We start from the raw sequence: 25,802 nt of genomic DNA on the forward strand, positions 1-25,802 counted from the left end.
GCCCGGGCATTGGTCCACAAAGGCTGGATGACGACAATGTGATTGGGAGCGCTGCTCCCCTTCGCTTGTCCTTAAGCGATCAGGCGTTGTCTTCGCCGCCTTCGAACTCGGTGTTCGGGTCGAAGAAGTTCTCCGGCCGCGCATTGTCGTTGATGTCGTCGCCATAGATGGCTTCGGCTGTGGTCAGCGTCTCGCCCTTGGCCTGGCGCTCGGCTTCCTCGGCCGTGCGGGCGATGTTGAGGCTGATGGTGACCTCGACTTCCGGATGCAGCGCGATCGCCACATTGGTGACGCCGATGGTCTTGATCGGCTGGTTGAGCTGGATCTGGTTGCGGTTGACCGAAAAGCCTTCGGCCGTCAGCAGCTCGGCGATGTCACGGGTCGACACCGAACCGTAGAGCTGGCCGGTTTCGCCGGCCGAACGCACGGCGATGAAGCTCTTGCCGTCGAGCTTTTCGGCGACCTGGCTGGCTTCCGACTTGCGCTCGAGGTTGCGGGCTTCGAGCTGGGCGCGCTGGCCTTCGAACTTCTTCTTGTTGGCTTCGTTGGCGCGCAGCGCCTTGCCCTGCGGCAGCAGGAAATTGCGGGCAAAGCCGTCCTTGACCTTGACGGTATCGCCCATCTGGCCGAGGCGGGAAACGCGTTCGAGAAGAATCACTTGCATGGTCTTGTTCCTTCGTCTGGGCACCGATCATAAGGTCGGCGCCGAATTGAGTGGAACAGGTCAGGAAGCTCTGAGCGCCTTGGCGCCGGTGTCGCTGTCCTGCCTGTCGCGGGAGTTAGAGGCTTTTCACCTCAACTCGGGATTTCAATGCATGTCGCCCAAAAGTGGGTCCCGGTTTTGGGACAACGACATGCATCATCAAAATACCCATGCGGCGCCCGTCGCCGTGGGAGAATAGAGCGGGCGGCGAACCGCCCGCTCGAAAGTCTTAACGAACCACGTAGGGCAGCAGGCCGAGGAAACGGGCGCGCTTGATCGCCTTGGCGAGTTCGCGCTGCTTCTTCTGGCTGACGGCGGTGATGCGCGACGGCACGATCTTGCCGCGCTCGGAAATGTAACGCTGCAGCAGACGCACGTCCTTGTAGTCGATCTTGGGCGCGTTGGCGCCGGAGAACGGGCAGGTCTTGCGGCGGCGATGGAACGGGCGCCGGGTCGGGATCTGATTGATGTCGACCATTATTCTGCACCCCCTTCAACACCTTCGCGCGGACGGCGCGGACCACGATCGCCACCGGCATCGCCGAACGAGCGCGGCGGACGATCACCACGGTCGCCACGATCACGGTCGCCGAACGAGCGCGGACCACGATCGCCACGGTCGCGGTCGCCGAAGCCGCCGCGTTCCGAGCGCTCTTCGCGCTTCTGCATCATGGCCGACGGGCCTTCCTCATGCGCCTCGACCTTGACGGTCAGGAAACGCAGCACGTCTTCGGACAGGCCCATCTGGCGCTCCATCTCGTTGAGCGCTGCGGGCGGGCAGGTGAGGTCCATAAGCGTGTAGTAAGCCTTCCGGTTCTTGTTGACCCGGTAGGTGAGGGACTTCAGTCCCCAGTTCTCGACCCGGCCGACGGACCCGCCATTTGCTGCGATGACGCCCTTGTACTGTTCGACAAGCGCATCGACCTGCTGCTGCGAGAGGTCCTGCCGGGCAAGGAACACATGTTCGTATAGAGCCATAGTGGTTCAGTGCCTTTCTTCGTTTCTCTCCCGGATCCTCGCGGCAAAAGCCTCTGCAACTTCTCTGACCCGCTGGTCCCGAAGGGGGCGGGGAAGAAAGGAGCATTTCGAGACGGTCGAGAGCGGAGACACGGGAGGCGGAAGCGCTTCTGGCTTCACACGAAGGTTTTGGGTAAAACCTCCGGCCCTCCGTTCAGCCCCCAGCAAGGACCGGCAGATTGCGGGCGTCTATACAGCAATTTGGCCAGGATGCAAGCAGGGCGGCGTCACTGTACGGCCGGCTTGGCGACAGGCGGCAACAGCACCTGGCGGAATTCAGGCGTGTCCAGGATCTTGCTGATCAGAATGCCTTCATTGGCGAAAAACCGCTCACCCAGCGCATTCTTCACGATATTTCCGCCGGAATGATGAATGGCGACGACTTTCCAGGCGTCGTTGAACACCGGCGATCCGCTCGATCCCGGCATCGTGTCGGTCATATATTGCAGCCGCTGCTCGAAAATGTTGACCACCTCGTTGGCGGTTGCAGCGATCTTCTTCGGTCCACCAGAGGGATGCTGGATGATGGTGACATGAGCGCCGACCGCGATGCTGCCTGCCGCCCCTTCGACAAGCTGCAGGACACCCCAGGAGGACAATGGTGGCTGGCCGTCAGCCTCGAGAATGCGCAGAATGGTGCAGTCGAGCTTGTCGATGGGGCTGGTCACGAAGGATGCCTTGGGGTCGACCGGATAGGTGCTGTGCGCCCGCAATCGTCCGGCTGCATCCTCTTCGAAATTGAATTCGACCACCGTTCCGGCAGCCGCCTCGGCCGATGGAACGACATGGTTGTTGGTGAGCACAATCCCTGGCGCAACGAGAAAGCCTGTCCCCAGGCCGGCAGGCGACACGACGCGGCAGATGGAACGTGACGCTTCGACCCCCTTGTAGAGCCAGGAGATGCTCTGCAGCGTCCCGCTCCACACCTTTTCCAGGGCGCTTTCCTGGGGCGGCGCCAGGTTTACCGACGGCGTCGGCGGCGGCAGCGGCGTTTGCGCCTTTGCCAGCGCGCCGTCGATCTCATCGATGAGATCGAGAACGTTAGCGTTGATCTGCGCCTTGCGCGTCGTTGCCTGGTCCTGGGTGATGACGCCCCGGCGTCGTTCTCCGGCCAGGTCGCGTATTTCGCCGGCCTTCATGATGAGTTCGCGGTAAAAGCCCGCCATCCTCTTTCCCGCCGGGCTGCCGTCTCTCGGCTGGCCGGCGATGAAATTGCGCAAGAGGTCTACCGCTTCCGCCGTGTAACCCTCGGCGATCTGGTTCTGGGCGTCCTGGAGGATTTCGTGCATGGATAACCTCAGCTGTCGACCGGCGCCATGTAGATTCGGTGGATGGCGCGGAATACGGGACGATACAGAGAGACCGTCAGAAGGATTGGGAGAAACGCCACCAGAAGCACCGCCAATGACACAAGGGCACCAAAGGAAAAATCAAAATAGTTATAAATGCTCGACGCGATAAACGCCAAAAATATAAGTATGAAAATAAGCAATGAAATTGATGGTGTTGAAAATATCGCAAACATTAGAAGGTAAATGCTTGCAGATCCGTTCATAAATTTCCGCGGCACATAGAAAATTATGAACGACAGAGCGGGAATAATAAGTATAGAAAAAACAATCAAATAAGTCATTCCGCCACTAAAGAAAACTACAACCGAAGCTATCACCGAAAAGTATAATAAAATCGAAAATAGAGCGCCGAAGGTGGCAAGCTTTACGTCCCATACCTTTGATGCGTAAGAAAAATTTGACGCCATATATATTCCATGAGCCAACAGTATGCCAAGCGCCGCAACGGCAGTGCCGAGCTCCATATCAATTGCATTGTAGACGTATATCGCGATAAGAAATAAAACAAAAATACCTAGGGATGAAGAAAAAAAGCTGGATACAAGGTACAGGACGTGATTTGAAGGATTGTTGAATTCGAAATGTCGATCAAGTTTGAACAAAGTAATAATAAGAATGGGAGGTATAAAGAAAAGAAGTGCGTACACAAATATGTACGAGATATATGCGGTATCTATCGTGTATGCAAAAATCACAAATAGTAAAACTATCATAGATATCGATATAATTTGCACTAAAAAATTGTAAATAAAAACTATGTGTATTCCAGTAGACCAAAAATAAGGATTTCCTACCAGAAGTTTTCTATCCCAGCGAATTATGCCATTTGGTGTAATCCGCTTGGGATTGGGGATTAATTTCCTCCAGGAAAATCGCCGCTCCGAGTCGGCGGGATTGTAGGCGCTGTTCGAGAGATGGCACGTGGCCATGAGAAGAGACAGCAGAAGGAAAAGGATCGCCCTGTTGCGATCAAGAAAGCTCGATCTGGAAGAGATCTCATTGGATCCACCGTCAGCAAAATCCTTGCTCCATTTTACGACGTGCATTCTGTCCGAAAGTCCTGTTCCGGCAACGGGAATATTGTTCTTGTTGGAGAACGTAGCGCATGACTGAGAGGAGCATTCGGTTCCGAAACTGCCGCACGAGCTTGAATCGTCGAACGAAGAGTTCAATCCATATTTGGGCGATATCGCAGCAGTAGCTTTTCTCGCCTGATCGTCGTTTGCTTCAAAGCAAAGGCCAAAGGCATATTTGGCCATTGTGTCGTAGTCGCTCGCAAACGCACTGTCGGGTTGGGTGGCGGCAATTTTCCTGGACAAAATATGATTGAGCCCGGTGGGGATGGCTCCTGCGGCGTAGAGACAGACGAAATACAAGAGCAGCGTGGTCAGGAATGTTCGCCAGTCAACTCTGGGAGGCGAGATTCGCCACAGGGAGAACATCCAGTAAGCCATCGCAAATACAATGGGCACCCAGATGAAGAGGGCATAGAAGTCCAGCGTCGCGAGCGTGGGAATGTCCGTGGGACTAACTTGAATAAGTGCCGCGGGGGCGCAGAGCGCGCAATACCCGAGCAGCGACCACCACAGCACGTGTAGAATGCTTGTGCGCCAAATAATGGGCCGCGCTGCCAGCAGCCACTTGTCGAATTGCTGCATCGGGCTCAGGTGGCTTAGCCCCCTGAGCATTCTCGTCCTTGAATTGATGATCCCTGCCATCAGACGGCTTCTCCCGATTCAAAGAGCTGCTTCACCGAACGGGAGATGTCGCGGAAATAGGTGAAGTCGACTTTCTGGCCTTTCAGGATCTCTAGAAACTGTTCGCGGCTCAATTGCCGGTTGGTCGTCACCACGAACGACATTCCATTGTACGAAACGCGTTCCACCATGGGCCGACGCAGCTTCTCGCGCAACTCGGAGATGTCGTCGCGACAGTCCAGCTCAAACATGTTCTGCCGCCGGTTTTCGCCGACGCCCTCGATCGGGCCATTGTAGACGACCCGCCCGTCGGTGAGGAAAAGAATGTCATCGGCAATGGCCTCGACCTCATGCAGATGTTGCGAACTGAGCAGCACAGCCATCGGATCGCTGATCGAACGCGACAGGTCGCGGATATCGCGCAGCACGGTAAGTTGTGATCGGATATCGAGATTTGCCAGCGGCTCATCCAGTGCAAGCAATTTGGGCTTCCAGATCAGAGCCCGCGCGAGTTCGAAACGCAGCTTGAAGCCACCAGACAACTCGTTCCAGCCAAGCTCAAGGTATTCGCCGAGCCCTAACCTTTCTACGACGTAGGTGAACTCCCGATCGTTTTCAGCGCCGAGGATACCTTTCGTCGCTGCGGCATACCGCAGGTTCTCCTCCAGCGTTCCGTGCCATTTGGCCAGTGATTGCGGCACATAGGCGATCTGGGCCTTGACTTTCGACCAGTCGATGACCGACTCCGCGGGCGCGCCTAGATAGGGATAGCAGAGCGTCCCCTCCATATGCTTCAGTTCGCCGACGACCATTCGAAACAATGTGGTCTTGCCATTGCCGTTTTCGCCCACCACTCCTGTGATCTCGCCCAGTCGCAATTTCAGGTCGACGCCATGGAGCCGGAATTCCTCCGGCTTGCCGGTCCGGTAGGTGTGCCCGAGATTGTGGCATTCGAACACGATGCTGCGATCGAGCTCGACCGGCTGATACTGGTCAAGGCGCTCGTCGAAAGCCTGCTTGTTGCGCAGGACGTCTTCGTGTGGATGTTCATGGTCGGCAACAATGCTGTCCAGCAGCGCAAGCATTTCCGTCTGCAGCTTCGTCTGCTCGATCTGCTCAGAGCTATCGGAGAAGGTCGCCTTGAGCAGAAGTGCCCGATGGCGAAGTTTTCGATCAAAGGCAAAGATGTTGGCGAACCGGATCAGGCTGTCTGCGCCGGACGCCGGATCAAGCATCAGATCCTGGCGCGTGGATTCAGCCTCGGTCGTGATGTTCTCAGACATCAGGAGGTTCCACCGGGTACAGGGCCATTCGGTACTTGCGGTGGGACGACAACAACAACCGGCGGCGACCGCAGGATCACCGCCTCATAGATATCGTCCTTATGGTTCAAAGCGTCGGACACACATTTGGCGCGCTGAACCTTGAAATCACTCTCGGTAATAGTCTGCTTGCGGAGTTGCCTCACAATGTCTGAAAAGGAGCCGCACCTGACCAGCGCTTCATTTCGATCGTCGCGGGTGCCAAATTCCGTCGCAAAATCCAGCATCCGATCGAAGAAGTATTCAAACTGACCGGCGGCAACCAGCCCGTCCAGCTCCTTTTCCCTGAAAACAACATCGGCAGCGTTTGCCATCCCCCGAAGTATTCCCCTCGTAGCTCGCATCACTGCAAGCAGAAATCCCCTGAACGAAATCTATAGTTGAACGTGTTGGCTGGCAACCGACTGGTTTGTTTGAGATCGGTTTGTTACCGCCTCCTTTGGAAAGAGGTGTCGGTCGCGGGGTGGCGCCGCCATACATCCGGTCGCAAGTCGAAAGCATCCCCGGCACAGCAAACCGGCTAAGCGCCCCGACTTGTTCCAGCAGATCGCCAACAAGTTCGCACCGTTGCACTAACGAATTGAGCGCGCCGGGAGTCCGCCCGGCTCTCGCAAGCGCCGTCCTTCAGCTCATATGCAGGCTGACACCGTTGACCGTTTCAGGGAAGAAGTCTGGTGCCGCTCGGCGCTTGCCGAACATCATGTCATATTGCAGCAGGCGGAAATCGTTGATCGCCGGATCGACGTCCTTCTGCCGCGCCCAATCGGACGTCGCTTCGCCTGACGGTGTCAGCAGAAGATTGCGGTCGACGACGCGGTAGCGTTCGCGCAGCGCGCCGAGGAAGCCGGTGTAGTAGGGGTGCGTGATCCCGGCCGTGGTCAGGATGTGGTAGGGCAGGAAGGCCGGGCTGACCGCCCCCATATCCTGCGCCGGACCGGTGCGGTTCGACCAGATGATCAGCGGCGTCTGGTGGTGCTCAAGTGCGGCCTCCGGCGTCGGCTCCTTGCGCGGCGCGACATTGTCTTTGAGGAAGCCGGTCTCGACATAGACGGGACCAAGCGGCGGCAGATGGTCGCCGAAGAAGGCAATGACCGTCGGCCGCTCGCGGTTCTTCGCCCATTCGATCAGCCGTTCGAGGCCACGGTCGGCATCGGCCGAACCCTCGGCGTAGCTCAGCAGCGATTCCCGCGCCCACGTGCTGATCGGCGCGGCGATCTTGTGGGTTGGATTGTAATAGCGGTACGGCTCGTAGGGGCCGTGGTTCTGCAGGCTGACGGCGAAGAAGAACACCGGCCGGTCGCTAGCGTCGGCCTCTGCGATGATCTCGTCGGTCATTGCCGCGTCGGAGGCCAGCGGCCCGCGCTTTTCCAGCGGCGGCAGCGTCTCTTCCGAGCGGAAATCGTTGAAGCCAAAATCGGCATAGACCGCGCCGCGGTTCCAGAACCAGTTGGTGCCGGGATGGATGGCGCGCGCCCGGTAGCCTTCGCTTTTCAGGAAGGTCGCCAGCGACGGTGTTGGCGTGCGCACATATTGCTGATACGGGATTGAGCCCGCCGGCAGGAAGGCGTTGGAAAAGCCGGTCAGCGCCTCGAATTCGATGTTGGCGGTCATGCCGCCGAATTCCGGCGAGAACATGTAGCCCGAGCGCAAAGCGCGCACATTGGGGATCGGGTCCGGCGTGATGGTAACGCCGGGCAGCTTGGTCGGATCCCAGAAGGATTCGCTCATCACCACGATGATGTCGGGTTTCTCGTCCGGCACCGAGGCCGTCACATCAGGCCTGTCGATCGCGTCGATCGCCTTGTCGGAATAGCCGGCCGGCGCAGAGACATGCGCCATCGGCACGTTGAGCGCGAAAGCCAGTGCAAACCCGTTGGAGGCGTAGTTCTCCTTCTGGTCCCACATGATCGGGATGATCTGCAGCCGGTCGCGGGTCCACGAGAAGGTGGCGTAGTCCATGATCGAGACGAAGAAGGCGAGCAGCGGCACCGCCAGCGTCAGCCGCGCCAGTCGCCCCTTGCGGCTGAGGATCGGCACCTTGCGGCGCCACAGCCGCCAGCCATAGATCAGCAGCGACAGTCCGGCGACGATGCCGACGGCCATGGCCACGGCCGTCCAGGGCCGCTCACGCACCAGGAGCGGCATCAATGCCATGATCTGGCGCGAATAGAGGAAATCGGTCGGGTAGAGCGGATCGCCGAGATAATGCGACTTCTGGTGCCCGACGAAGGCCAGCGCCAGCGTCAGCGGCGCCACGATCATCAGGCTCTGGTGGCTGCGGCCAAGCACGGCGTCCAGTCCGATCAGCACCAGCGCAAAGACGATGATGGTGGTCCAGCCGGGTTTGAAGGGCTGCAGGAAGAAGTCGACCGTGCCGAAGAAGTCGCCGCGCACGATCCATTCGATGGCGAACACCAGGACGGCGGCGGCAAGCAGGGTGACCAGACCGTAGCGGATGACAGGCCATCTGCGCCCCGGCAGGTAGCCGGTGGACGGATCGTCTTCCAAGAACTGTGGCGCGGGTACTGCCGCGCCCTTCCTGATCCTTGCCACGTCTCTTCCCCCGGCCCAAGCAACGCGTTTTTCCACCCGCGTCACCGTTCTGTCATAGAACTGTCATCCAAAAGCTAGCGCCTGTGGCGAAAATAAGAAGAGCCAGCAAACGATTCGTGAGCGGTTTTCATCAGGAGTGATCGGCAAAAAGCCTTTCGGAACAGGGACTCAAGGCTGGCTTCCACCTCGGACAAGGGCCGAAATGCCGCCATCGGGCTTGACTTGGCGGTCCGCCTTGCGTCACAGGCAGGAAAAATCAGGCGCTGGAGAGAGCCCAAATGGCCGTTGTATTCACCTTTCCGGGACAGGGCAGCCAGGCTGTCGGCATGGGCAAGGACCTCGCCGACGCCTTCCCCGAGGCGCGCAGGGTCTTCGAGGAAGTCGATGACGCGCTGGGTGAAAAGCTGTCGAAAGTGATCTGGGAAGGCCCGGAAGAGACGCTGACCCTGACCGCCAATGCCCAGCCGGCGCTGATGGCGGTGTCATTGGCCGCGGTGCGGGCGCTGGAAGCGCGCGGCTTTTCGCTGAAGGGCAAGGTGGCTTTCGTCGCCGGCCATTCGCTCGGCGAATATTCCGCCCTTGCCGCCGCCGGCTTCGTCTCGGTCGCCGATGCCGCCCGGCTGCTGCGCATCCGCGGCAATGCCATGCAGGCAGCGGTGCCGGCCGGCGAGGGTGCGATGGCGGCGATCATCGGACTGGAACAGCCCGATGTCGAAGCCGCTTGCACTGAAGCCGCAGCCGGCTCCGGCAAGGTCTGCCAGATCGCCAACGACAATGGCGGCGGCCAGCTGGTGATCTCCGGCGCCAAGGTTGCGGTCGAACTCGCCGCGAAACTGTGCACCGAAAAGGGCGCCAAGCGGGCGCTGATGCTGCAGGTCTCCGCGCCCTTTCACTCCGCGCTGATGGCGCCGGCGGCAAATGTCATGCGCGAGGCACTGGCCGGGGTGACGAAAAATGCGCCGGTGGTTCCCGTCGTCTCCAACGTCACCGTGACCCCGACCAGCGATCCCGACGAGATCGCGCGGCGCCTGGTCGAGCAGATCACCGGTCGCGTGCGCTGGCGCGAAACCGTGGAGTGGTTCGGCGCCAACGGCGTCACCACGCTCTACGAGATCGGCGCCGGCAAGGTGCTGTCCGGCCTGGCGCGCCGCATCAACCGCGACATCGCCACATCGGCCGTCGGCACGCCCGCCGATGTGGAGGCGGCGCTGGCCGCGCTTGCATAATCCACTGGCGATTTGACCCCTCCCGTGGGAAGGGTGTTCTCTTAAGATCAGGAGACAAAAAATGTTCGAACTGACCGGCCGCAAGGCGCTTGTCACCGGCGCATCGGGAGGGATTGGCGAGGCGATTGCCCGCGTGCTGCATGCGCAAGGCGCCATTGTCGGCCTGCACGGCACCCGCATCGAGAAACTCGAGACCCTGGCCGGCGAACTCGGCGATCGGGTAAAGCTGTTTCCGGCCAATTTGTCGAACCGCGACGAAGTCAAGGCGCTTGGCCAGAAGGCGGAAGCCGAACTCGAAGGCGTCGACATACTGGTAAACAATGCCGGCATCACCAAGGACGGCCTGTTCGTGCGCATGGCGGATGCGGACTGGGATTCGGTGCTGGAAGTGAACCTCACCGCCGTGTTCCGGCTGACCCGTGAACTCACCCATCCGATGATGCGCCGCCGCCATGGCCGCATCATCAACATCACCTCGGTGGTCGGCGTCACCGGCAATCCAGGCCAGACCAATTACTGCGCTTCCAAGGCCGGCATGATCGGCTTTTCCAAGTCGCTGGCGCAGGAGATCGCCACCCGCAACATCACCGTCAACTGCGTCGCCCCGGGCTTCATCGAATCGGCCATGACCGACAAGCTCAACGACAAGCAGAAAGAGGCGATCATGGCGGCGATCCCGACACGCCGCATGGGCACGAGTGTTGAAGTGGCGTCTGCCGTCGCCTATCTCGCCTCCAACGAAGCCGCCTACGTCACCGGCCAGACCATCCACGTCAACGGCGGCATGGCGATGATTTGAGGGGATAGGGCCGGCTTGTGAAAAGTGACCATTTCGCCTTTTACCTTAGCCAATTTTCGTGTAATGCGGCCCGCAACCCGGCGGTTCGGGCAAAAACCGGTCCGGCGTCGTTGCGTTTCCGGCAGGACCATCTTTCAGCTTGATTAGCGGCATTCTGCCCGCTAACGAAGACAGACAAACAAAAGACGAGGATGCCCCAAATGAGTGACACCGCAGAGCGCGTCAAGAAGATCGTCATCGAACATCTTGGCGTCGATGCCGACAAGGTGACGGAGCAGGCGAGCTTCATCGATGATCTGGGCGCGGACAGCCTCGACACGGTCGAACTCGTCATGGCGTTCGAAGAAGAGTTCGGCGTCGAGATTCCGGACGATGCGGCCGAGACCATCCTGACGGTCGGCGACGCCGTGAAGTACATCGACAAGGCTTCGGCCTGACGCTATCCGCAGTCATCACCGGGGAGGACCTGCGATGAGGCGTGTCGTCGTCACGGGCCTTGGCCTGGTTTCGCCATTCGGCATGGGCTTCGAGCACAGCTGGAAGGAACTGCTGACCGGCCGCAGCGCCGCCAAGCGCGTCACCGAGTTCGAAGTGGAAGATCTTGCCTGCAAGATTGCCCACGTCATTCCGCGCGGTGACGGCACCAACGGCACGCTCAATCCCGAAGCTGTGCTTGAGCCCAAGGAACTGCGCAAGATCGGCGACTTCATCCTTTACGGGATTGCGGCCGCCGACGAAGCGCTGAAGGATTCCGGCTGGGAGCCCGGCACCGAAGCCGAACGTTGCGCCACCGGCGTCATGATCGGCTCCGGCATTGGCGGCCTCGAGGGCATCGCCGAGAATGCGCTGATCCTGCATGAGCGCGGACCGCGCCGCATCAGCCCGTTCTTCATTCCCGGTAACATCATCAACCTGGTCTCCGGCCAGGTGTCGATCCGGCACGGGCTGAAAGGCCCCAACCACGCCGTCGTCACCGCCTGCTCGACCGGCGCGCACGCCATTGGCGATGCCGCCCGGCTGATTATCTTCGGCGATGCCGACGTGATGCTGGCCGGCGGTGCAGAATCGCCGGTGACCAGGCTTTCGCTTGCCGGCTTCGCCGCTTGCCGGGCACTGTCCACCGAGCGCAACGACACGCCTGAAAAGGCCTCGCGTCCCTATGACCGTGACCGTGACGGCTTTGTGATGGGCGAGGGCGCCGGCGTCGTCGTGCTGGAAGAGCTCGAACACGCCAAGGCGCGCGGCGCCAGGATTTATGCCGAGGTCACCGGCTACGGCCTGACCGGCGACGCCTATCACATCACCGCACCCGCCGAAGACGGCGACGGCGCCTTCCGCTGCATGACGGCGGCGCTGAACCGGGCCAAGCTGACGCCCGCCGATCTCGACTACATCAATGCGCATGGCACCTCGACCATGGCCGACACGATCGAGCTCGGCGCCGTCGAGCGGCTGGTCGGCAATGCCGCCTCGAAGATCTCGATGTCGTCGACCAAGTCGTCGATCGGCCATCTCCTGGGTGCCGCGGGGGCCGCCGAGGCGATCTTCTCGATCCTCGCCATCCGCGACAACATCGCGCCCGCCACCATCAATCTCGACAACCCGGAACGCGAAACCGCGATCGATCTGGTAGCGAACACGCCACGGCCCCGCCAGATCGACGTGGCATTGTCCAACTCCTTCGGCTTTGGCGGCACCAACGCTTCGCTGGTGTTCCAGCGTTATATCGGCTGATTGCGGTATCGACCGGCGCGCCAGCGGTCTGTCGTCAATTTTGCCATATTCGAGCCTACTCTGCCGCTGGGGATTCGTCGCATCGGCCTGAAATCGAAGGCGCTTTTTTTGAAAGCACGATGCGTAGGCTTGAAATGTTAGGGCACGCTGTGCGTCCAACCGGACGCATGGTCGCTCTAAGAGATCAGATGGTAGGGCGCTTATGAACACCAATCCGGGCGGCAGCGGACAATTCGGACAAAACCAGCAGACCGGCCCGATCGTGCCGAAGACCGCGGCCGAGGCCTTGCGGCCGGAAGCCGGCACACCGCCGCCGAAGCGCTCTCGCGCCTCGCGCAGCCAGGTCGTGGTGTTCATGAACTTCGTCATCTCCGCGGTGATGTTGATGATCCTCGCCGCCGGCGTCTCGCTCTATTTCGGCAAGCAGGCGTTCAACGAACCGGGCCCCTCGGTCGCCGGCGACACCTTCCTGGTCAAGCCGAGCACCGGCGTCCAGGACATCGCCGACCAGCTTGAACGGCGTGGATTGATCAGCGACGCCCGCATCTTCCGCATTGGCGTTCGCGTCTATGGCAATGATTCAGCGCTGAAGGCCGGCGAATACGAGGTCAAGCCGCGCGCCTCCATGCGCGACATCATGGAGCTTATGAAGAGCGGCAAGTCGGTGATGTACTCGCTGACCATTCCCGAGGGGCTGACGGTCGAGCAGGCGCTGCAGCGCGTCGCCCAGCAGGATGCGCTGACCGGGGACATGCCGGCGACCAAGCCGGCCGAGGGCAGCCTTGCCACCGATACGCTGCGCTTCACCCGTGGCGCCACGCGCCAGCAGATGGTCGACAAGCTGCTCGCCGACCAGAAGAAGCTGGTCGACGAGGTCTGGCAGCGGCGCGCCCCCGACCTGCCTCTGGCCAATGTCGACGACTTCGTCACCTTGGCCTCGATCGTCGAAAAGGAAACCGGCAGGGGCGACGAGCGCTCGCGCGTTGCCGCCGTCTTCCTCAACCGTCTGGCGAAGGGCATGCGGCTGCAATCGGATCCGACCATCATTTACGGGCTGTTCGGCGGCAAGGGCAAACCCGCCGACCGGCCGATCTACCAGTCGGACATCGAGAAGCAGACGCCTTACAACACCTACCTCATCAATGGCCTGCCGCCGACGCCGATCGCCAATCCCGGCCGCGCCGCGCTCGAGGCCGTCGCCAACCCGTCGAAGACCGACGATCTCTACTTCGTCGCCGACGGCACCGGTGGCCATGTCTTTGCCACGACGCTTGCCGAGCACAACGAGAACGTTGCCCGCTACCGGGCGATGCAGAAAAAGCAGGCTGAAGACGCCGCCAAGGGCGCCAAGACCCCGGGCCAGACCGACGCGCCGGCGGATGGCGACGACAGCGGTGACGCCGGTGGCGATGCCGGCGCCGACAGCGGGGATGCCGGCGCCGATGCGGGTGCCGCCCAGTAGCAGGCCGGCGCTTTTTGACGGATTGACCTTACGCGCTGCGGACATAGACGACGCGTTGCTGCTTTGAACGCGCAACGCGGTTCGAAGCATATTGGGCCTTGCTCTGAGGCCTCTGCAGATTTCGACACTGCGAGCTCAAAACGACACCGGAAATCAACACCTTGCCGGTATTGCGATTCTGACATTCGCGCTGCCCGTGATATCGAACGCGAGCGGGATTTCAGAATCGGAACATCAGGGAGACACGAGCCGCATCATGAATTTGCAGAGCATGACCGGATTTGCACGCGCCGTCGCCGAGCACGACGGCGCCTCGATCGCCTGGGAGGTCAAGTCCGTCAACGGCAAGAGCGTCGAGGTCAGGCTGCGGCTGCCGCAAGGTTTTGAGCGGCTCGAGCCGGCGGTCCGGCAGACGCTGCAGAAGCGGTTTTCGCGAGGCAATTTCCAGGCGACGCTGACCGTCGGCCGCGCTGCCGGCCAGCAGGTGCAGCCGGTGGTCAACGACGTCTTCCTCCGGGATCTGGCCGGCCTGGCCAAGCGGCTGCAGGAGCAGTTCGGTGTTGCCCCGGCAACCGCCGACGGCCTGCTGTCCCTGCGCGGCGTATTGGATATACCTGAAACCAGCGAAACCGAAGAAGTGCGGGCAGCGCTCGACACGACAATCCTGGCAGCGCTGGAGGCGGCGCTTACAGGTCTCGAACAGGCACGCCAGAGCGAGGGTGAGGCGCTGCGCTCGCTGCTTTCCGGCCATATCGATGCCATCGAGGCGCTGACGCTCAAGGCCGAGGCCGACCCGTCGCGCGAACCGGCGGCAATCCGCGAGCGGATCGCCGAACAGGTGCGGCTGCTCATGGACGCGTCGGCCAATCTCGATGCCGGCCGGTTGCACATGGAAGCGGCGTTTCTGGCCACCAAGGCCGATATCCGCGAAGAGATCGACCGGTTGAAGACGCATGTGGCGTCGGGCCGTGCGCTGCTGGCAAATGGCGGCGCCATCGGCCGTAAGCTCGATTTTCTGGCGCAGGAATTCAACCGCGAATCGAATACGCTGTGTTCCAAGTCGAACGCCGCCGCCGTCACCGCCATCGGGCTGGAACTCAAGGCGGTGGTCGACCAGTTTCGCGAACAGGTCCAGAATCTGGAGTAACCCAAAATGGGTGCCAAGGAGCCGATGGTTGCCAGGGATCTGGGGTCCCGCATTCGCCGACGCGGGCTGATGCTGGTCCTGTCGTCGCCGTCCGGCGCCGGCAAGTCGACGATCGCGCGCAACCTGCTGGAAAGCGATGGCAGCCTGGAACTGTCGGTCTCGGTCACCACCAGGCCACGCCGCGGCTCGGAGATCGAAGGCGTCCACTACCACTTCCGCACCATGCGCGAATTCGAGCGGCTGCGCGATTCCGACGCGCTGCTCGAATGGGCTGAAGTGCACGGCAATTGCTACGCGACGCCACGCGAGCCGGCCGAACTGGCGCTGGCGCAAGGCCGCGACATGCTATTCGACATCGACTGGCAAGGCGCCCAGCAGCTCAAGGAGAAGATGCGCGCCGACATCGTCTCGATCTTCATCCTGCCGCCGTCCATGAAGGAATTGAAGGCGCGGCTGAAGCGCCGCGCCGAGGACCAGGAGCAGGTCATCGAGACCAGGCTGAAGAACGCCCGCAACGAGATCGAGCACTGGAAGGAATACGACTTCGTCATCGTCAACGACGATCTCGACCGCGCCTTCGCCGAAGTGCGCGGCATCGTGACGGCAGAACGGCTTCGGCGCGACCGCCGGCCGGGTTTGTTCGATTTCGTATCGGGGCTGTTGGACGAGAAGACGGAGTGAATCTTCCTTCTCCCCGTTTACGGGGAGAAGGTGGCCCGAAGGGGCGGCACCGTGCCTACGAACGTTTGCACTGCCCCTCATCTGCCTGCCGGCATCTTCTCCCCGTAAACGGGGAGAAGGAACTACACAGCGTTCGTCAGCCTTACGAATTCATCGACGCTGAGCGTCTCCGCCCGCCGGGTCGGATCGATGTTGGCGCGCATCAGCAAGGCCTCGCCCCCCAGGCTCTTCACGCTCTGCCGCAGCATCTTCCGGCGCTGGCCGAAGGCGGCCTCGGTGACGCGGCCGAGTTTTTTCACGTCGGTCGCCAGCGGGCTGGCACGCGGCACCAGATGCACCACCGAGGAGGTCACCTTGGGTGGCGGCGTGAACGCTTGCGGCGGCACGTCGAAGGCGATCCGCGCTTCCGTCCGCCAGCCGGCCAGAACGCCGAGCCGGCCATAGGCGTCGCCGCCGGCGCCGGCGACGATGCGCTCGGCCACCTCCCGCTGGAACATCAGCGTCATCGATTGATAAAAGGGCGGCCAGTCGGCAACGGTCAGCCAGCGGATCAGAAGCTCGGTCCCGATATTGTAAGGCAGGTTCGCGGCAATCCTCACCGGGCCGCCGCCTTGCGACGCGGCACTGGCAAGAGCGGCAAAGTCCGTCTTCAGCGCGTCGCCGCTGATCACCTCAAGCCGGCCCGGATAGTGGCTGGAGACCTCGGCCAGCGCCGCCAGGCAGCGTTCGTCGCGCTCGATGGCGACGACGCGCCGGGCGCCGGCAAGCAGCAGCGCCCTGGTCAGCCCGCCAGGCCCGGGGCCGACCTCGATCACGGTGCTGTTAGTCAGGTCGCCGGCGACGCGCGCGATCTTGCCGGTCAAATTGAGGTCGAGCAGGAAATTCTGGCCGAGCGCCTTCTTCGCCTGCAGCCCATGGCGTTCGATCACCTCGCGCAGCGGCGGCAGCCCATCGATGCTCACGGTTTTGGGCTCATGCGGCTGCGACCTTTGTGTCGGTATCGGCTAGCCGGCGGGCCAAATTCAGCGCCGCGATCAGGCTGTCGGGACGTGCGATGCCCTTGCCGGCGATGTCGAAGGCTGTGCCGTGATCGGGCGAAGTGCGGATGAACGGCAGGCCAAGCGTGACGTTGACCGCCTCGTCGAAGGCCAGCGCCTTGGCCGGGATCAAAGCCTGGTCGTGATACATGCAGATCGCCACGTCATAGCCGGCGCGGGCGCGGGCATGAAACATCGTATCGGCCGGCAGCGGCCCAAAGGCGTCGATGCCTTGCGCGCGCAACATGTCGACCGCCGGACGGATGATGCGCTCATCCTCCGTCCCCATGGCGCCGCTTTCGCCTGCATGCGGATTGAGGCCGGCAAGCGCGAGCCGCGGCTTTGCGATGCCGAAGCGGCTTGCAAGATCGGCGGCGGTGATGCGCGAGATCGCAACGATCAGCTCCGTCGTCAGCGCCTTCGGCACCTCGGCCAGCGCGATGTGGATGGTGACCGGAACGGTGCGCAATTCGGGGCCGGCGAGCAGCATCACCGGCGTCACCGCGCCACCGGTGTGCAGAGAGGCCAGATGCGCCAGATATTCGGTGTGGCCGGGAAAGCCGAAACCGGCATCGTAGAGCGGCTTCTTGGCGATCGGACAGGTGACGACAGCGGCCGCATGGCCGGCAAGGCAGTCGGCGACGGCGCGGTCGATCGCCTCGATGGTGCCGGCGGCATTGGCCGGATCGGGCCGGCCGGGATTGTCGGTGAAGCGGGCCGCCAACGGCACCACGGGCAAAGCACGTCGAAAGACATCAGCTGCTTGCGCCGGCACCGTCTCTGCGATTGCCACCTCGGAGCCGAGCCGCCGCGCCCGCGCGGCGATCAGCGCCGGATCGGCGAGGAGATAGAAAGGCGCTGCACCCGAATCGCGGGCGCTCTGCCAGGCGGCAATGGCGATTTCCGGTCCGACGCCGGACGGATCGCCGACGCTCAGCGCCAGCGGAAGCTCTGTCTCACGCACGCTGGGCCGATTTCAGCGCGTGACGATCTTGGCTTTGGCCTTCAGCTCCTCGACATATTTGGCCGAGAGTTCGTCGGCGTTCTTGTCGCCGGTGCTTTCGCTCTGGAACACCATCTGGGCAGCCTTGTCGTCGGAAACCTCGCGTGACGAGCAGATTCCGATGAATTCGATGCCGCGATCGGTCTCGCGCACGGCCGTGGCGCCGCCCAGCTTGGTGGCCTTGATCTGCTCGGCCCAGTCCGGCGGCAGTTGCGGCGCCAGCACCCGGGGGAGATCGCGAACGGTGACGTCGATGAGGCCCTTGGCGAATTCACGCGTGGTGTTGCAACCATTGAAGCGTGCGCGCATGGCCTCGGCCTCACGCTTGCGTTTGGCGAGTGTGGCGCTGCGCTCGGCCTTCGGCACCACGAAGATCACCTGCTGCAGCATGTACTCGGTGGCGCTCGGCTTGGCGCCGCCTTTTTCGAGCATGTGCTTGACCAGATCCTGTTCGCTCATCTGTCCGCCGCCGCCGCTATAGCGTGCGCTCAGCGCCTGGTTCCACGCCATCTGGGCGCGGATGAATTCCTTGAAATGCTCCTTGGTCACGCCGGACTGCGTCATGACGCCGTCCAATTGCTTGAGCTGCATCTTGTTGTTCGAGGCAAAGCGCTGATAGGCGGCCTCGACCTGGGCGTCGGTGATGCGGATGCCGAGGCGCCTGGCCTCGGCCATGCGCAGCGTCTGGTCGATCATCTCCTGGCCTGCGTCGCCCTTCTTGCGCTGCAGTTTCAGGAAGGCAGCCCGGTGCGCAATGTCGCCGGTGGTGATCGGTATGTTGTTGACGACATACTTGATTTCACTGGCGAAGGCCGGCGGCGCCATCATGGTGAACGAGACCGAGGTCGCCGCTACCAGGAGCGCGAATCCTGCCGAAAACAGGTATTTCCTCATCGAAAGCATCCCAATTCTAGCCCGGTTTTGGATGATCGAATGCCGTGCCCGCTTTATGCGGCAAAACGATGTCGTCAGCCGGCTCTACTGGATGGTGTCGATCGAGCTTTGTGACGAACCGAAATCGCCGAGCGTGCGGAACGACAGGTTGAAGCCGACATTCTGCGACACTTCCTTGGTGATGAGGTCGCGCGATTCCGAGAACGTCATCAGGTAGGTGAAGCAGGAATCATTGTAGGCAAAGCCGACGCCGTCCTTGACCAGCACGCTTTGCTGCAGGTCGTAGGTGCCGGTGCCGAACACGCGCCAGTTTTCGGCCAGGTGCGTCGAGGCGCCGAGCGTGACTTCGTGGCGATCGGTGGTGAAGCCGTAGAGCGGCTGCGCCTGGATGAAGGCGTATTTGGCGCTTAGCGAAACCGGCAGGCCGGAATAGGCGGCCTTCACCTCGGCGCGGCGAACTTCGAAGCTCTGCTCGTCGAAGCGGCCGCTGAACGAGCCGGAGAAGCCGCTCGGGCTGCTGAAGCCGATAAGGCCGACATAGTCGGAGGTCGCGGTCTCCAGTCCCGAATTGGCGCCGACATTGACCAAATCCGGCGAATCGAAGGAGTTGCGGCCGCCCAGCTGGTAGGATTGGCCGAAGATGGCGTTGGTGCCCCAGCCATTGTCATAGGCGCCGGAATAGCGGAACCCGACATTGGCGCGGCTGCCGCCTTCGACGCGGTCGTAGCCGGAGAACTTGTCGCGCTCGAACAGTGTGGTGGCGTCGAAGACGAAGCTCTGCGCATCCTCGTTGGGAACGGCCAGGCCGCCGACATACTGCTCGTTCGGGCGCACGAAGACCTGCGCCATCGGTTCGACGACGTGGCTGGAGCCGGTCATCGAGAACAGCACCGGCCAGCGCATCTCAAGCCCGGCGGTCGCCATATAACGGGCAAAGGAGGACCGCATGTCGTCGGAGGCATTGATTCGCGGATCGGTAGCCATCTGATTGATGGCGGCGAGCGAGCCGGAGGAGGCGTTGAGATAGTCGACGTCACCTTGCAAAGCCAAAAGCGGCGTCAGCTGCAGTCCGCCATCGGTGGTGAAGGTGCGCTTCCATTCCGCCTCGGTGGTGAATCGGCCGGATTCGCCCTCGATGCCGCGCACGCGCTGAACGCCCGGCGCATCGGGGGGGAGGAAAAAAGCCTGATCGATGTCGTCGCGGCGGATGACACGCGCGTTGACGTTCAACGACAGCTGGCCACCGGCCACCGACATGTCGGGGATATAGGCGTAATCGAGCGAGGGCAGCACCCAGGGCTGCTTGTCGCTGCGCGCGAAGGGATTGCTGTCCAGCGTGTTTTCCTGAACCTGGAAACGCATGGCGCGCACATCGAAATAATTGCGATCGTTGAGGCCGGTTAGGTAGACCGAGGATTGGTGGACGTAGTCGTTGTAGCCGTCGATCGTATAGGTGCGCGAGAAATTCTTGTCGGTCTGCAGCAGGATGTCCCAGCCGAAATCCCAGCGCGGATTGATGGCGAACTGGCCTTTGGTGCCCATCATGCCGCGGAACTTGTTGGGGTCGCCCGCTTCACCCGAGTTAACGTTGTGCCCGAAATCGTCGATGAATTCGTCCGGATTCTCCTGACGGATGCCGGCGATCTTCAGCGTGTACTGGCCATTGTTGAAGCGCTGGCGCCACTCGGCCTCGCCGAGGAAACCCTGCTTGGTATAGCCGCTGCCGGTGACGGTGAGGTCGTAGGTTGGCGACAAAGCGAAATAGTAGGGGACATGGACGCCGACGCCGAGATCGGAGTTGAAGGAGATGCCGGGGATCAGGAAGCCGCTTTTGCGCTTGACCGTCGGGTCGGCGATCTCGAACGCCGGCAGATAGGCCAGCGGGAAGCCGAAGAATTCGAAATTCGCGTTCTCGAAGCGAACCGTCTTCTTTTCGCCGTTCCAGATGATCTTCCTGGCTTTGACCCGCCAGGTCGGCGCCTTGTCCGGCTTGTCCTCGCAAGGCTCGCAGGCCGTATAGACGCCGTTGTGGAACGTCGTCAGCACGCCGCCCATGCGTTCGGCGCTTTCGGCCGCGAAATAGGCTTTTTCGGGGGTTTCGACGCGCAGCGCGTTGACGAAACCGTCGGCGAAATCGTCGGTAATGTCGATATGCTGCGAGTTGATCTTGGTGCCGTCGCTGTTGACGATCTCGACATTACCGCTGGCGACAAGCCGCTTGGTGTTGCGATCATACACGACACGCTGGGCGACGAGCTTGTTGCCGCCGTAATCGATCTGGACGCCGCCGACGGCGGTGACCGTCTGGTTGTCGTTGTTATAGACGAGCGTGTCGGCCGCCAGCAGCATCTGGGTGCCAGACGGAACCTTCGTTGCCACGTCGGTGACGTCCTGCGCCAGCGCAGGAGCCATCGGCACGCCGCAAGCAAGCAGGCATGCCAAGGCGCTCGCCGAATAAAGGCGCGCCAAACCGGCCTGCCTATGGCTGCGCAAAGCCGCCTCCCTCACTAGCCGTCTTCCTTGTATAGCAGGAATGTCACCCCAAAGAACATAGCCACGACAACCGGAACCCATGCAGCCACGGCTGTGGGCACGAATCCCGCCACGCCGAATGCCTTGACCAATACCGAAACGACATAAAGCAGAAAGCCGGCGAGGACGCCACCCAGAATCATCGTTGCCGACTGCCCCATCCTCGCAAATCGCATTGAAACTGTTGCCGCAATCAGCGTCATGGCCACAAGCAGGAACGGTAACGCCACCAGCGAATCGAACTGCATGGCGAAGGCATTTGCCTTGAGGCCGAAGGAGCGGGCAACCTCAATCTTGCCGGGAAGCTCGTAAAACGGGATCGTTTCGGGGCGCGCCAGCCGCTCCTGCACGAATTCCGGCTTGAGGTTGGTCGGCAACTGGTCGGTCGCTTCGGAGCGGATGTTGCCGTCCTTGAACACCTTGACGTCCTGCAATTCCCAGTAGCCGTCGCGCAGGAAAGCCCGCGCCGCGTCCTTGCGCTCGACGATATTGCCTTGCGGATCGAGGACGAAGAACACCGCGTCGGCCATTTCCAGGCCCTGGTTGAGAATGGCGCGGGCGCCGATGATGGTGTCACCGGAACTGGTTTTCTGGCGGATCCACGGCGTGGCATCGGCCGCCACCGTGTTCGAATTGCCGGACCGCAGCTGGTTTTCCAACTGCTCCGACCAGGAAAAGCCGTGCGCGGCGATCGGATTGAGCACGCCGACCGACAGCGCGCCGAATAACAACGCACCGATGCAGCAGGGCAACAGGAACTGCCAGGCCGACACGCCGGCCGAACGCGCAATCACCAGCTCATATTTGCGGTTGAGCGACACCAGCGTCGCCATCGCCGAAAACAAGCCGACAAACGGCACCGTCTGCAGCATGATCATCGGCATCCTCAGCGCCGAGATAGCGACCGCCGTGCCGTAGGTGAAGCCCGGCAGGCCGGTGATGCGGCCGGACAGTTCGGTGAAGTCGATCAGGAACACCAGCGCCAGAAGGCCAATGAAGAACCAGATCGTGATCGACACGTAGCGAAAGAAGAAGTAGCGGCCCAGGGTCCAGCCCATCGTCAGGCTCCCTGGCCGGATGTGTAGCGCCGGGTGAGGCGCAGCTTGAGCGCCGTCCAGCCATCGCTGACGCGGCCGGCGAAATTCGTCAGCCAGTCGGCCCAGCTGCCGGGCAGTTCCATGCTTCGCGAGGTGACGATAAACCAGATGGCGACCGCCGAGGCGACGACCGGCACGCCATAGACCATGTAGGCGTATTGCGGAATCTTGTCGGCTTTACCGGCGGCAAAGAAGCCCAGCCAGCGCACGAACAGCGCAATGGCGATGGCTGTGATCAGCGGATGGATGCGCGCCTCGCGGTGCGAGCGCGCATCGCCTGCCACGGCCAGCGCGATCAGCGCGAACACCAGCGAGTATGACCATTCGGAAAAGCGCTGGTCGAGCTCGGCCTTGTAGGCGCCGGGCCTGCGCTGGAAGATCTTGTCGTTGGGGTCCGGGTTGAGCAGGTACTGCGTCGTTCGGTCCTTGGGCAGCAGCAGAATATCGTTCGCCGCCGACATGAAGGCGGACAGATCGAAGGCGTAAGAGGTGAAGCGGATGACCGAAAGGTCGCCGGTCAGCGACTTGCGATGAATGACGCCGTCATTCATCATCAGCACCTTCTCGTCACCCTTTTCAACGACGCTGCCGCTCTTGGCATAATAGATCAGATTGGCGCCTTCCTCGCGCGAATCGGCGACGAAGATGCCGCCAAGCCGGTTGTCCGGCAGCCGCTCGCCGACCTGCAGGAACAGCCCGTCGTCGATCTTGCGGAACGTGCCCTCCTGGATGATCAGCGACAAAAGATCGGCGCGCGAGGATGCGATCAGCTGGCGGTTCTTCTGCCTGGCATAGGGTTCGATCCCATTGTCGACGGCGAAGGAAAAGACGCTGGCCGCCAGCGCAAGCAAAAGGATCGGCCGCGCGATCGTCCAGCGCGAGGCGCCGGCGGCGTTGATGACAGCCAGTTCCGAATCGGAGTTCATGACACTGAGCGTCTGGGCAACCGCCACCACCAGAGCGAACGGCACCACGATCGGGATGATCGTGGGGATGATGAGGGCCGCGACCTCGAAGAACGTCAGCGCCGATTGGCCGTTGTCGGTGACGAGGTCGATGCGGGCGAGCACCTGCGTCGTCCAGACAATGGCCAGCGTCCAGATCAGCGCAGCGAGAAACACCGCCAGCGCGCGACGCATGATGTAGCGTTCAACGACCTTCATGTAAGGCTTTTCTCGATTTGCCGAACGGCATCATGCCCGCAGACAAGGTAGTCGTCCGGCTGCGCCTGTACAACTGGGTCTGCAAAGCCTTTCCATCTCAGCGGATCGATCCGATTTCCGTCCCACATCGCCCGTCCCGCGGGCCGGAGTGTCGGCGGCAATGGATAAGAAAGGGAGAACATCGATGGTTAACAACAGGTTGCGGCAGGAAAGCGGGGCCGTGCCGCGACGAATCGTCATCGATTCCACAGCGCATATGGGCCCCGATTCCGGCAAAGTCTTGCCAAATGAAGGAAAACGACCAAATGTCGCGCATCTTCCCTGAGAACGCATCTTCCCTGAAAATCCGAGCCGTTTCCGAAAGCAGGACCTGATGACTTTGAGACCGTTGATTGCCTTCGCCAAATTTGCCGCGCTCAAAAAGGGCAGCGTCTTCGTGCTGGCGGCCGACGATGGCGGTCTTGGCGAGCCGGCAAAGGCCTGCGATCCGGACGGAACGTTGGCGCGGGCGTTTCCGGTGGCGGAGTTTTCCGGAAAATTCGCCAGCGTGGTCGAAGTGCTGGCGCCGCAGGGGACATTGCTCGACCGGCTGGTGGCGGTCGGCACCGGCAAACTCTCCAGCCTTGACGACGTTGCCTGGTTGAAGCTTGGCGGCACCGTTGCCGCGTCCCTGCGCAAGGCGACCGAAGTGGCCGTCATTCTCGATGTCCCGGGCGCAAAAATTAGCGGCAAGCAAGCGGCGAATCTGGCTGCCGGCATCATCCTGCGCAGCTACGCCTTCGACAAATATAAGACCAGGAAGGACAAGGACGACGCCGAGCCGAAGAAGCCGGTCAAGGTCACCATCCACACTGCCGATCCGGCCGCCGCGAAAAAGGCGTTCGCCGACGACGTGGCGGTGATCGACGGCGTGCTTCTGGCGCGCAACCTGGTCAACGAGCCGGCCAATGCACTCGGCCCGGTCGAATTCGCCGCCCGCGCCAAGGAGCTGGAAGCGCTCGGCGTCGAGGTCGAAATCCTCACCGAGAAGGAAATGAAGAAGCTCGGCATGGGCTCGCTGCTCGGTGTCGCGCAAGGCTCGCCGCGCGGCGCCCGCATGGCCGTCATGCAGTGGAAGGGCGGCAAGGCCAAGGATGCACCGGTCGCCTTCGTCGGCAAGGGCGTCACCTTCGACACTGGCGGCAATTCGATGAAGCCGGCTTCCGGCATGGAAGACATGAAGGGCGACATGGGCGGCGCCGCCGCCGTCACCGGGCTGATGCATGCTTTGGCTGCGCGCAAGGCCAAGGCCAATGTCGTCGGCATCATCGGGCTGGTGGAAAATGCCGTCGACGGCCATGCCCAGCGCCCGGGCGACATCGTCACCTCGATGTCGGGCCAGACCATCGAGGTGCTCAACACCGATGCCGAAGGCCGCCTCGTGCTGGCCGATGCGCTGTGGTACTGCAACGATCGCTTCCAGCCGAAATTCATGGTCAATCTGGCGACGCTGACCGGCGCCATCATGGTCGCGCTCGGCCAGCATTATGCCGGCCTGTTCTCCAACAATGACGAACTGTCGGACAGGTTGACGGCGGCCGGCCAGGCGACGCAGGAGCGGCTGTGGCGCATGCCGCTTGGGCCCGAATACGACAAGCTGATCGATTCCAAGAACGCCGACATGAAGAACATTGGCGGCCGTTATGGCGGCGCCATCATCGCCGCGCAGTTCCTGCAGCGTTTCGTCAAGGAAACGCCGTGGGCGCATCTCGACATCGCCGGCACCGCGATGGGTTCGCCGCCGAGCGAGATCAACCAGTCGTGGGGCTCGGGTTTCGGCGTCAGGCTGCTCGACCGTCTGGTGCGCGACAGCTACGAGGGATAAGGCTCAGGCATGGCCGATGTCCTGTTCTACCACCTGACCGAATCGACGTTGGAGGATGCGCTTCCGGGCCTGCTCGAGCGCAGCGTCGATCGCGGCTGGCGCGCCGTGGTGCAGACCGGCACCGAGGAACGGCGCGACGCGCTCGACCAGCATCTGTGGACATTCCGGGACGATTCGTTCCTGGCGCACGCGACCGACCGCGAAGCCTATCCGGCCGAGCAGCCGATCCTCTTGACCACCAGCGAGGCCAATCCTAACCAGGCGCAGATCCGCTTCCTCGTCGATGGCGCCGCTCCCGCCGATCTCGCCGGCTACGAACGCGCCGTGTTCCTGTTCGACGGCCACGACGCGGCCCAGGTCGAAGGCGCCCGCACGCATTGGAAGGTGTTGAAGGAGGCCGGCCACGCCGTGACCTACTGGCAGCAGACGCCCGACCGGCGCTGGGAGCGCAAGGCCTAGAGGCTTGCGCGGGCGCGTCTTGAAAACGACGCTGTTATCTCCGAACGATCCGATCTAAGG

Annotated in this window: 24 protein-coding genes; 10 read left to right on the forward strand and 14 right to left on the reverse strand. The window is 61.9% G+C overall.

Annotation, left to right across the window (positions count from 1 at the left end; translation table 11 throughout):
* Window positions 1–79: 79 nt before the first annotated feature.
* Complete coding sequence (rplI, locus tag AC1DYC_RS00095) at window positions 80–664, reverse strand: 50S ribosomal protein L9 (protein ID WP_477288139.1); 585 nt, start codon at window positions 662–664, stop codon at window positions 80–82.
* Here rplI and AC1DYC_RS00100 point away from each other — a divergent pair.
* Window positions 663–902, forward strand: a complete 240-nt coding sequence (locus AC1DYC_RS00100; protein WP_477402917.1) for a hypothetical protein — start codon at window positions 663–665, stop codon at window positions 900–902. The genes rplI and AC1DYC_RS00100 overlap by 2 nt on opposite strands.
* A gap of 30 nt (window positions 903–932) precedes the next feature.
* On the opposite strand, the gene rpsR is transcribed toward AC1DYC_RS00100, so the two are convergent.
* The 7 genes from rpsR to AC1DYC_RS00135 form a co-directional block, all read right to left on the reverse strand.
* Entirely contained in the window at window positions 933–1,181 is a 249-nt protein-coding gene (gene rpsR, locus AC1DYC_RS00105) for a 30S ribosomal protein S18 (protein WP_006203718.1), read from the reverse strand.
* A complete protein-coding gene (gene rpsF / locus AC1DYC_RS00110; protein ID WP_477402919.1) occupies window positions 1,181–1,681 on the reverse strand; it encodes a 30S ribosomal protein S6 in 501 nt (166 codons plus the stop codon). Before rpsF ends, rpsR begins: the two co-directional genes overlap by 1 nt.
* A gap of 266 nt (window positions 1,682–1,947) precedes the next feature.
* A complete protein-coding gene (locus AC1DYC_RS00115; RefSeq protein WP_477402921.1) occupies window positions 1,948–3,009 on the reverse strand; it encodes a trypsin-like peptidase domain-containing protein in 1,062 nt (353 codons plus the stop codon).
* An 8-nt stretch (window positions 3,010–3,017) separates the two neighbouring features.
* On the reverse strand, window positions 3,018–4,790 hold the full coding sequence (locus tag AC1DYC_RS00120; RefSeq protein WP_477402923.1) for a hypothetical protein: 1,773 nt from the start codon (window positions 4,788–4,790) through the stop codon (window positions 3,018–3,020).
* Window positions 4,790–6,052, reverse strand: a complete 1,263-nt coding sequence (locus tag AC1DYC_RS00125; protein ID WP_477402924.1) for an ABC transporter ATP-binding protein — start codon at window positions 6,050–6,052, stop codon at window positions 4,790–4,792. Before AC1DYC_RS00125 ends, AC1DYC_RS00120 begins: the two co-directional genes overlap by 1 nt.
* Window positions 6,052–6,405, reverse strand: coding sequence for a hypothetical protein (locus tag AC1DYC_RS00130; protein ID WP_477402926.1), 354 nt, complete (start codon window positions 6,403–6,405; stop codon window positions 6,052–6,054). The genes AC1DYC_RS00125 and AC1DYC_RS00130 overlap by 1 nt, the downstream gene beginning before the upstream one ends.
* A 310-nt stretch (window positions 6,406–6,715) precedes the next feature.
* A complete protein-coding gene (locus AC1DYC_RS00135) occupies window positions 6,716–8,644 on the reverse strand; it encodes an LTA synthase family protein (RefSeq protein WP_477402928.1) in 1,929 nt (642 codons plus the stop codon).
* Between the two features lie 278 nt (window positions 8,645–8,922).
* Between AC1DYC_RS00135 and fabD the strand changes: the two genes are divergently transcribed.
* From fabD to gmk, 7 genes are all read left to right on the forward strand, one after another.
* Window positions 8,923–9,870, forward strand: a complete 948-nt coding sequence (gene fabD, locus AC1DYC_RS00140) for an ACP S-malonyltransferase (RefSeq protein ID WP_477402930.1) — start codon at window positions 8,923–8,925, stop codon at window positions 9,868–9,870.
* 61 nt (window positions 9,871–9,931) lie between these two features.
* The gene (gene fabG, locus AC1DYC_RS00145; protein WP_477402932.1) at window positions 9,932–10,669 is read left to right on the forward strand and encodes a 3-oxoacyl-[acyl-carrier-protein] reductase; all 738 of its coding nucleotides are present in this window, start codon (window positions 9,932–9,934) and stop codon (window positions 10,667–10,669) included.
* Between the two features lie 200 nt (window positions 10,670–10,869).
* Window positions 10,870–11,106, forward strand: coding sequence for an acyl carrier protein (locus tag AC1DYC_RS00150; RefSeq protein WP_006203723.1), 237 nt, complete (start codon window positions 10,870–10,872; stop codon window positions 11,104–11,106).
* Between the two features lie 34 nt (window positions 11,107–11,140).
* A complete protein-coding gene (gene fabF, locus AC1DYC_RS00155; RefSeq protein WP_477402934.1) occupies window positions 11,141–12,403 on the forward strand; it encodes a beta-ketoacyl-ACP synthase II in 1,263 nt (420 codons plus the stop codon).
* A 202-nt stretch (window positions 12,404–12,605) separates the two neighbouring features.
* Entirely contained in the window at window positions 12,606–13,865 is a 1,260-nt protein-coding gene (gene mltG / locus AC1DYC_RS00160) for an endolytic transglycosylase MltG (RefSeq protein ID WP_477402936.1), read from the forward strand.
* A 256-nt stretch (window positions 13,866–14,121) separates the two neighbouring features.
* Complete coding sequence (locus tag AC1DYC_RS00165) at window positions 14,122–15,012, forward strand: YicC/YloC family endoribonuclease (RefSeq protein ID WP_477301927.1); 891 nt, start codon at window positions 14,122–14,124, stop codon at window positions 15,010–15,012.
* Window positions 15,013–15,018: 6 nt separating this feature from the next.
* Window positions 15,019–15,693, forward strand: a complete 675-nt coding sequence (gmk, locus tag AC1DYC_RS00170) for a guanylate kinase (protein ID WP_162712060.1) — start codon at window positions 15,019–15,021, stop codon at window positions 15,691–15,693.
* Between the two features lie 122 nt (window positions 15,694–15,815).
* Here gmk and rsmA read toward each other — a convergent pair whose 3' ends face one another.
* The 6 genes from rsmA to lptF form a co-directional block, all read right to left on the reverse strand.
* Window positions 15,816–16,655 (reverse strand): 16S rRNA (adenine(1518)-N(6)/adenine(1519)-N(6))-dimethyltransferase RsmA, encoded by an 840-nt coding sequence (gene rsmA, locus AC1DYC_RS00175; protein ID WP_477402938.1) that lies wholly within the window; start codon window positions 16,653–16,655, stop codon window positions 15,816–15,818.
* Between the two features lie 10 nt (window positions 16,656–16,665).
* Window positions 16,666–17,694: a 4-hydroxythreonine-4-phosphate dehydrogenase PdxA gene (pdxA, locus tag AC1DYC_RS00180; protein ID WP_477402940.1), complete on the reverse strand. Its 1,029-nt coding sequence runs from the start codon at window positions 17,692–17,694 to the stop codon at window positions 16,666–16,668.
* 12 nt (window positions 17,695–17,706) lie between these two features.
* On the reverse strand, window positions 17,707–18,636 hold the full coding sequence (locus AC1DYC_RS00185) for a SurA N-terminal domain-containing protein (protein WP_477402942.1): 930 nt from the start codon (window positions 18,634–18,636) through the stop codon (window positions 17,707–17,709).
* Window positions 18,637–18,711: 75 nt separating this feature from the next.
* Entirely contained in the window at window positions 18,712–21,135 is a 2,424-nt protein-coding gene (locus AC1DYC_RS00190; RefSeq protein WP_477402944.1) for an LPS-assembly protein LptD, read from the reverse strand.
* Window positions 21,135–22,217, reverse strand: a complete 1,083-nt coding sequence (lptG, locus tag AC1DYC_RS00195; RefSeq protein WP_477288112.1) for an LPS export ABC transporter permease LptG — start codon at window positions 22,215–22,217, stop codon at window positions 21,135–21,137. Before lptG ends, AC1DYC_RS00190 begins: the two co-directional genes overlap by 1 nt.
* Window positions 22,218–22,219: 2 nt before the next feature.
* Window positions 22,220–23,419, reverse strand: coding sequence for an LPS export ABC transporter permease LptF (lptF, locus tag AC1DYC_RS00200; RefSeq protein ID WP_477402946.1), 1,200 nt, complete (start codon window positions 23,417–23,419; stop codon window positions 22,220–22,222).
* Window positions 23,420–23,792: 373 nt separating this feature from the next.
* Here lptF and AC1DYC_RS00205 point away from each other — a divergent pair, with 373 nt between their 5' ends.
* Window positions 23,793–25,283, forward strand: coding sequence for a leucyl aminopeptidase (locus tag AC1DYC_RS00205; RefSeq protein WP_477402948.1), 1,491 nt, complete (start codon window positions 23,793–23,795; stop codon window positions 25,281–25,283).
* A 9-nt stretch (window positions 25,284–25,292) separates the two neighbouring features.
* Window positions 25,293–25,742 carry a DNA polymerase III subunit chi gene (locus AC1DYC_RS00210; protein ID WP_477402950.1) on the forward strand — a complete coding sequence of 150 codons (450 nt, stop codon included), beginning with the start codon at window positions 25,293–25,295 and terminating at the stop codon, window positions 25,740–25,742.
* The last annotated feature ends 60 nt before the right edge of the window (window positions 25,743–25,802 follow it).

This window comes from Mesorhizobium sp. P2_E7, from assembly GCF_056403855.1.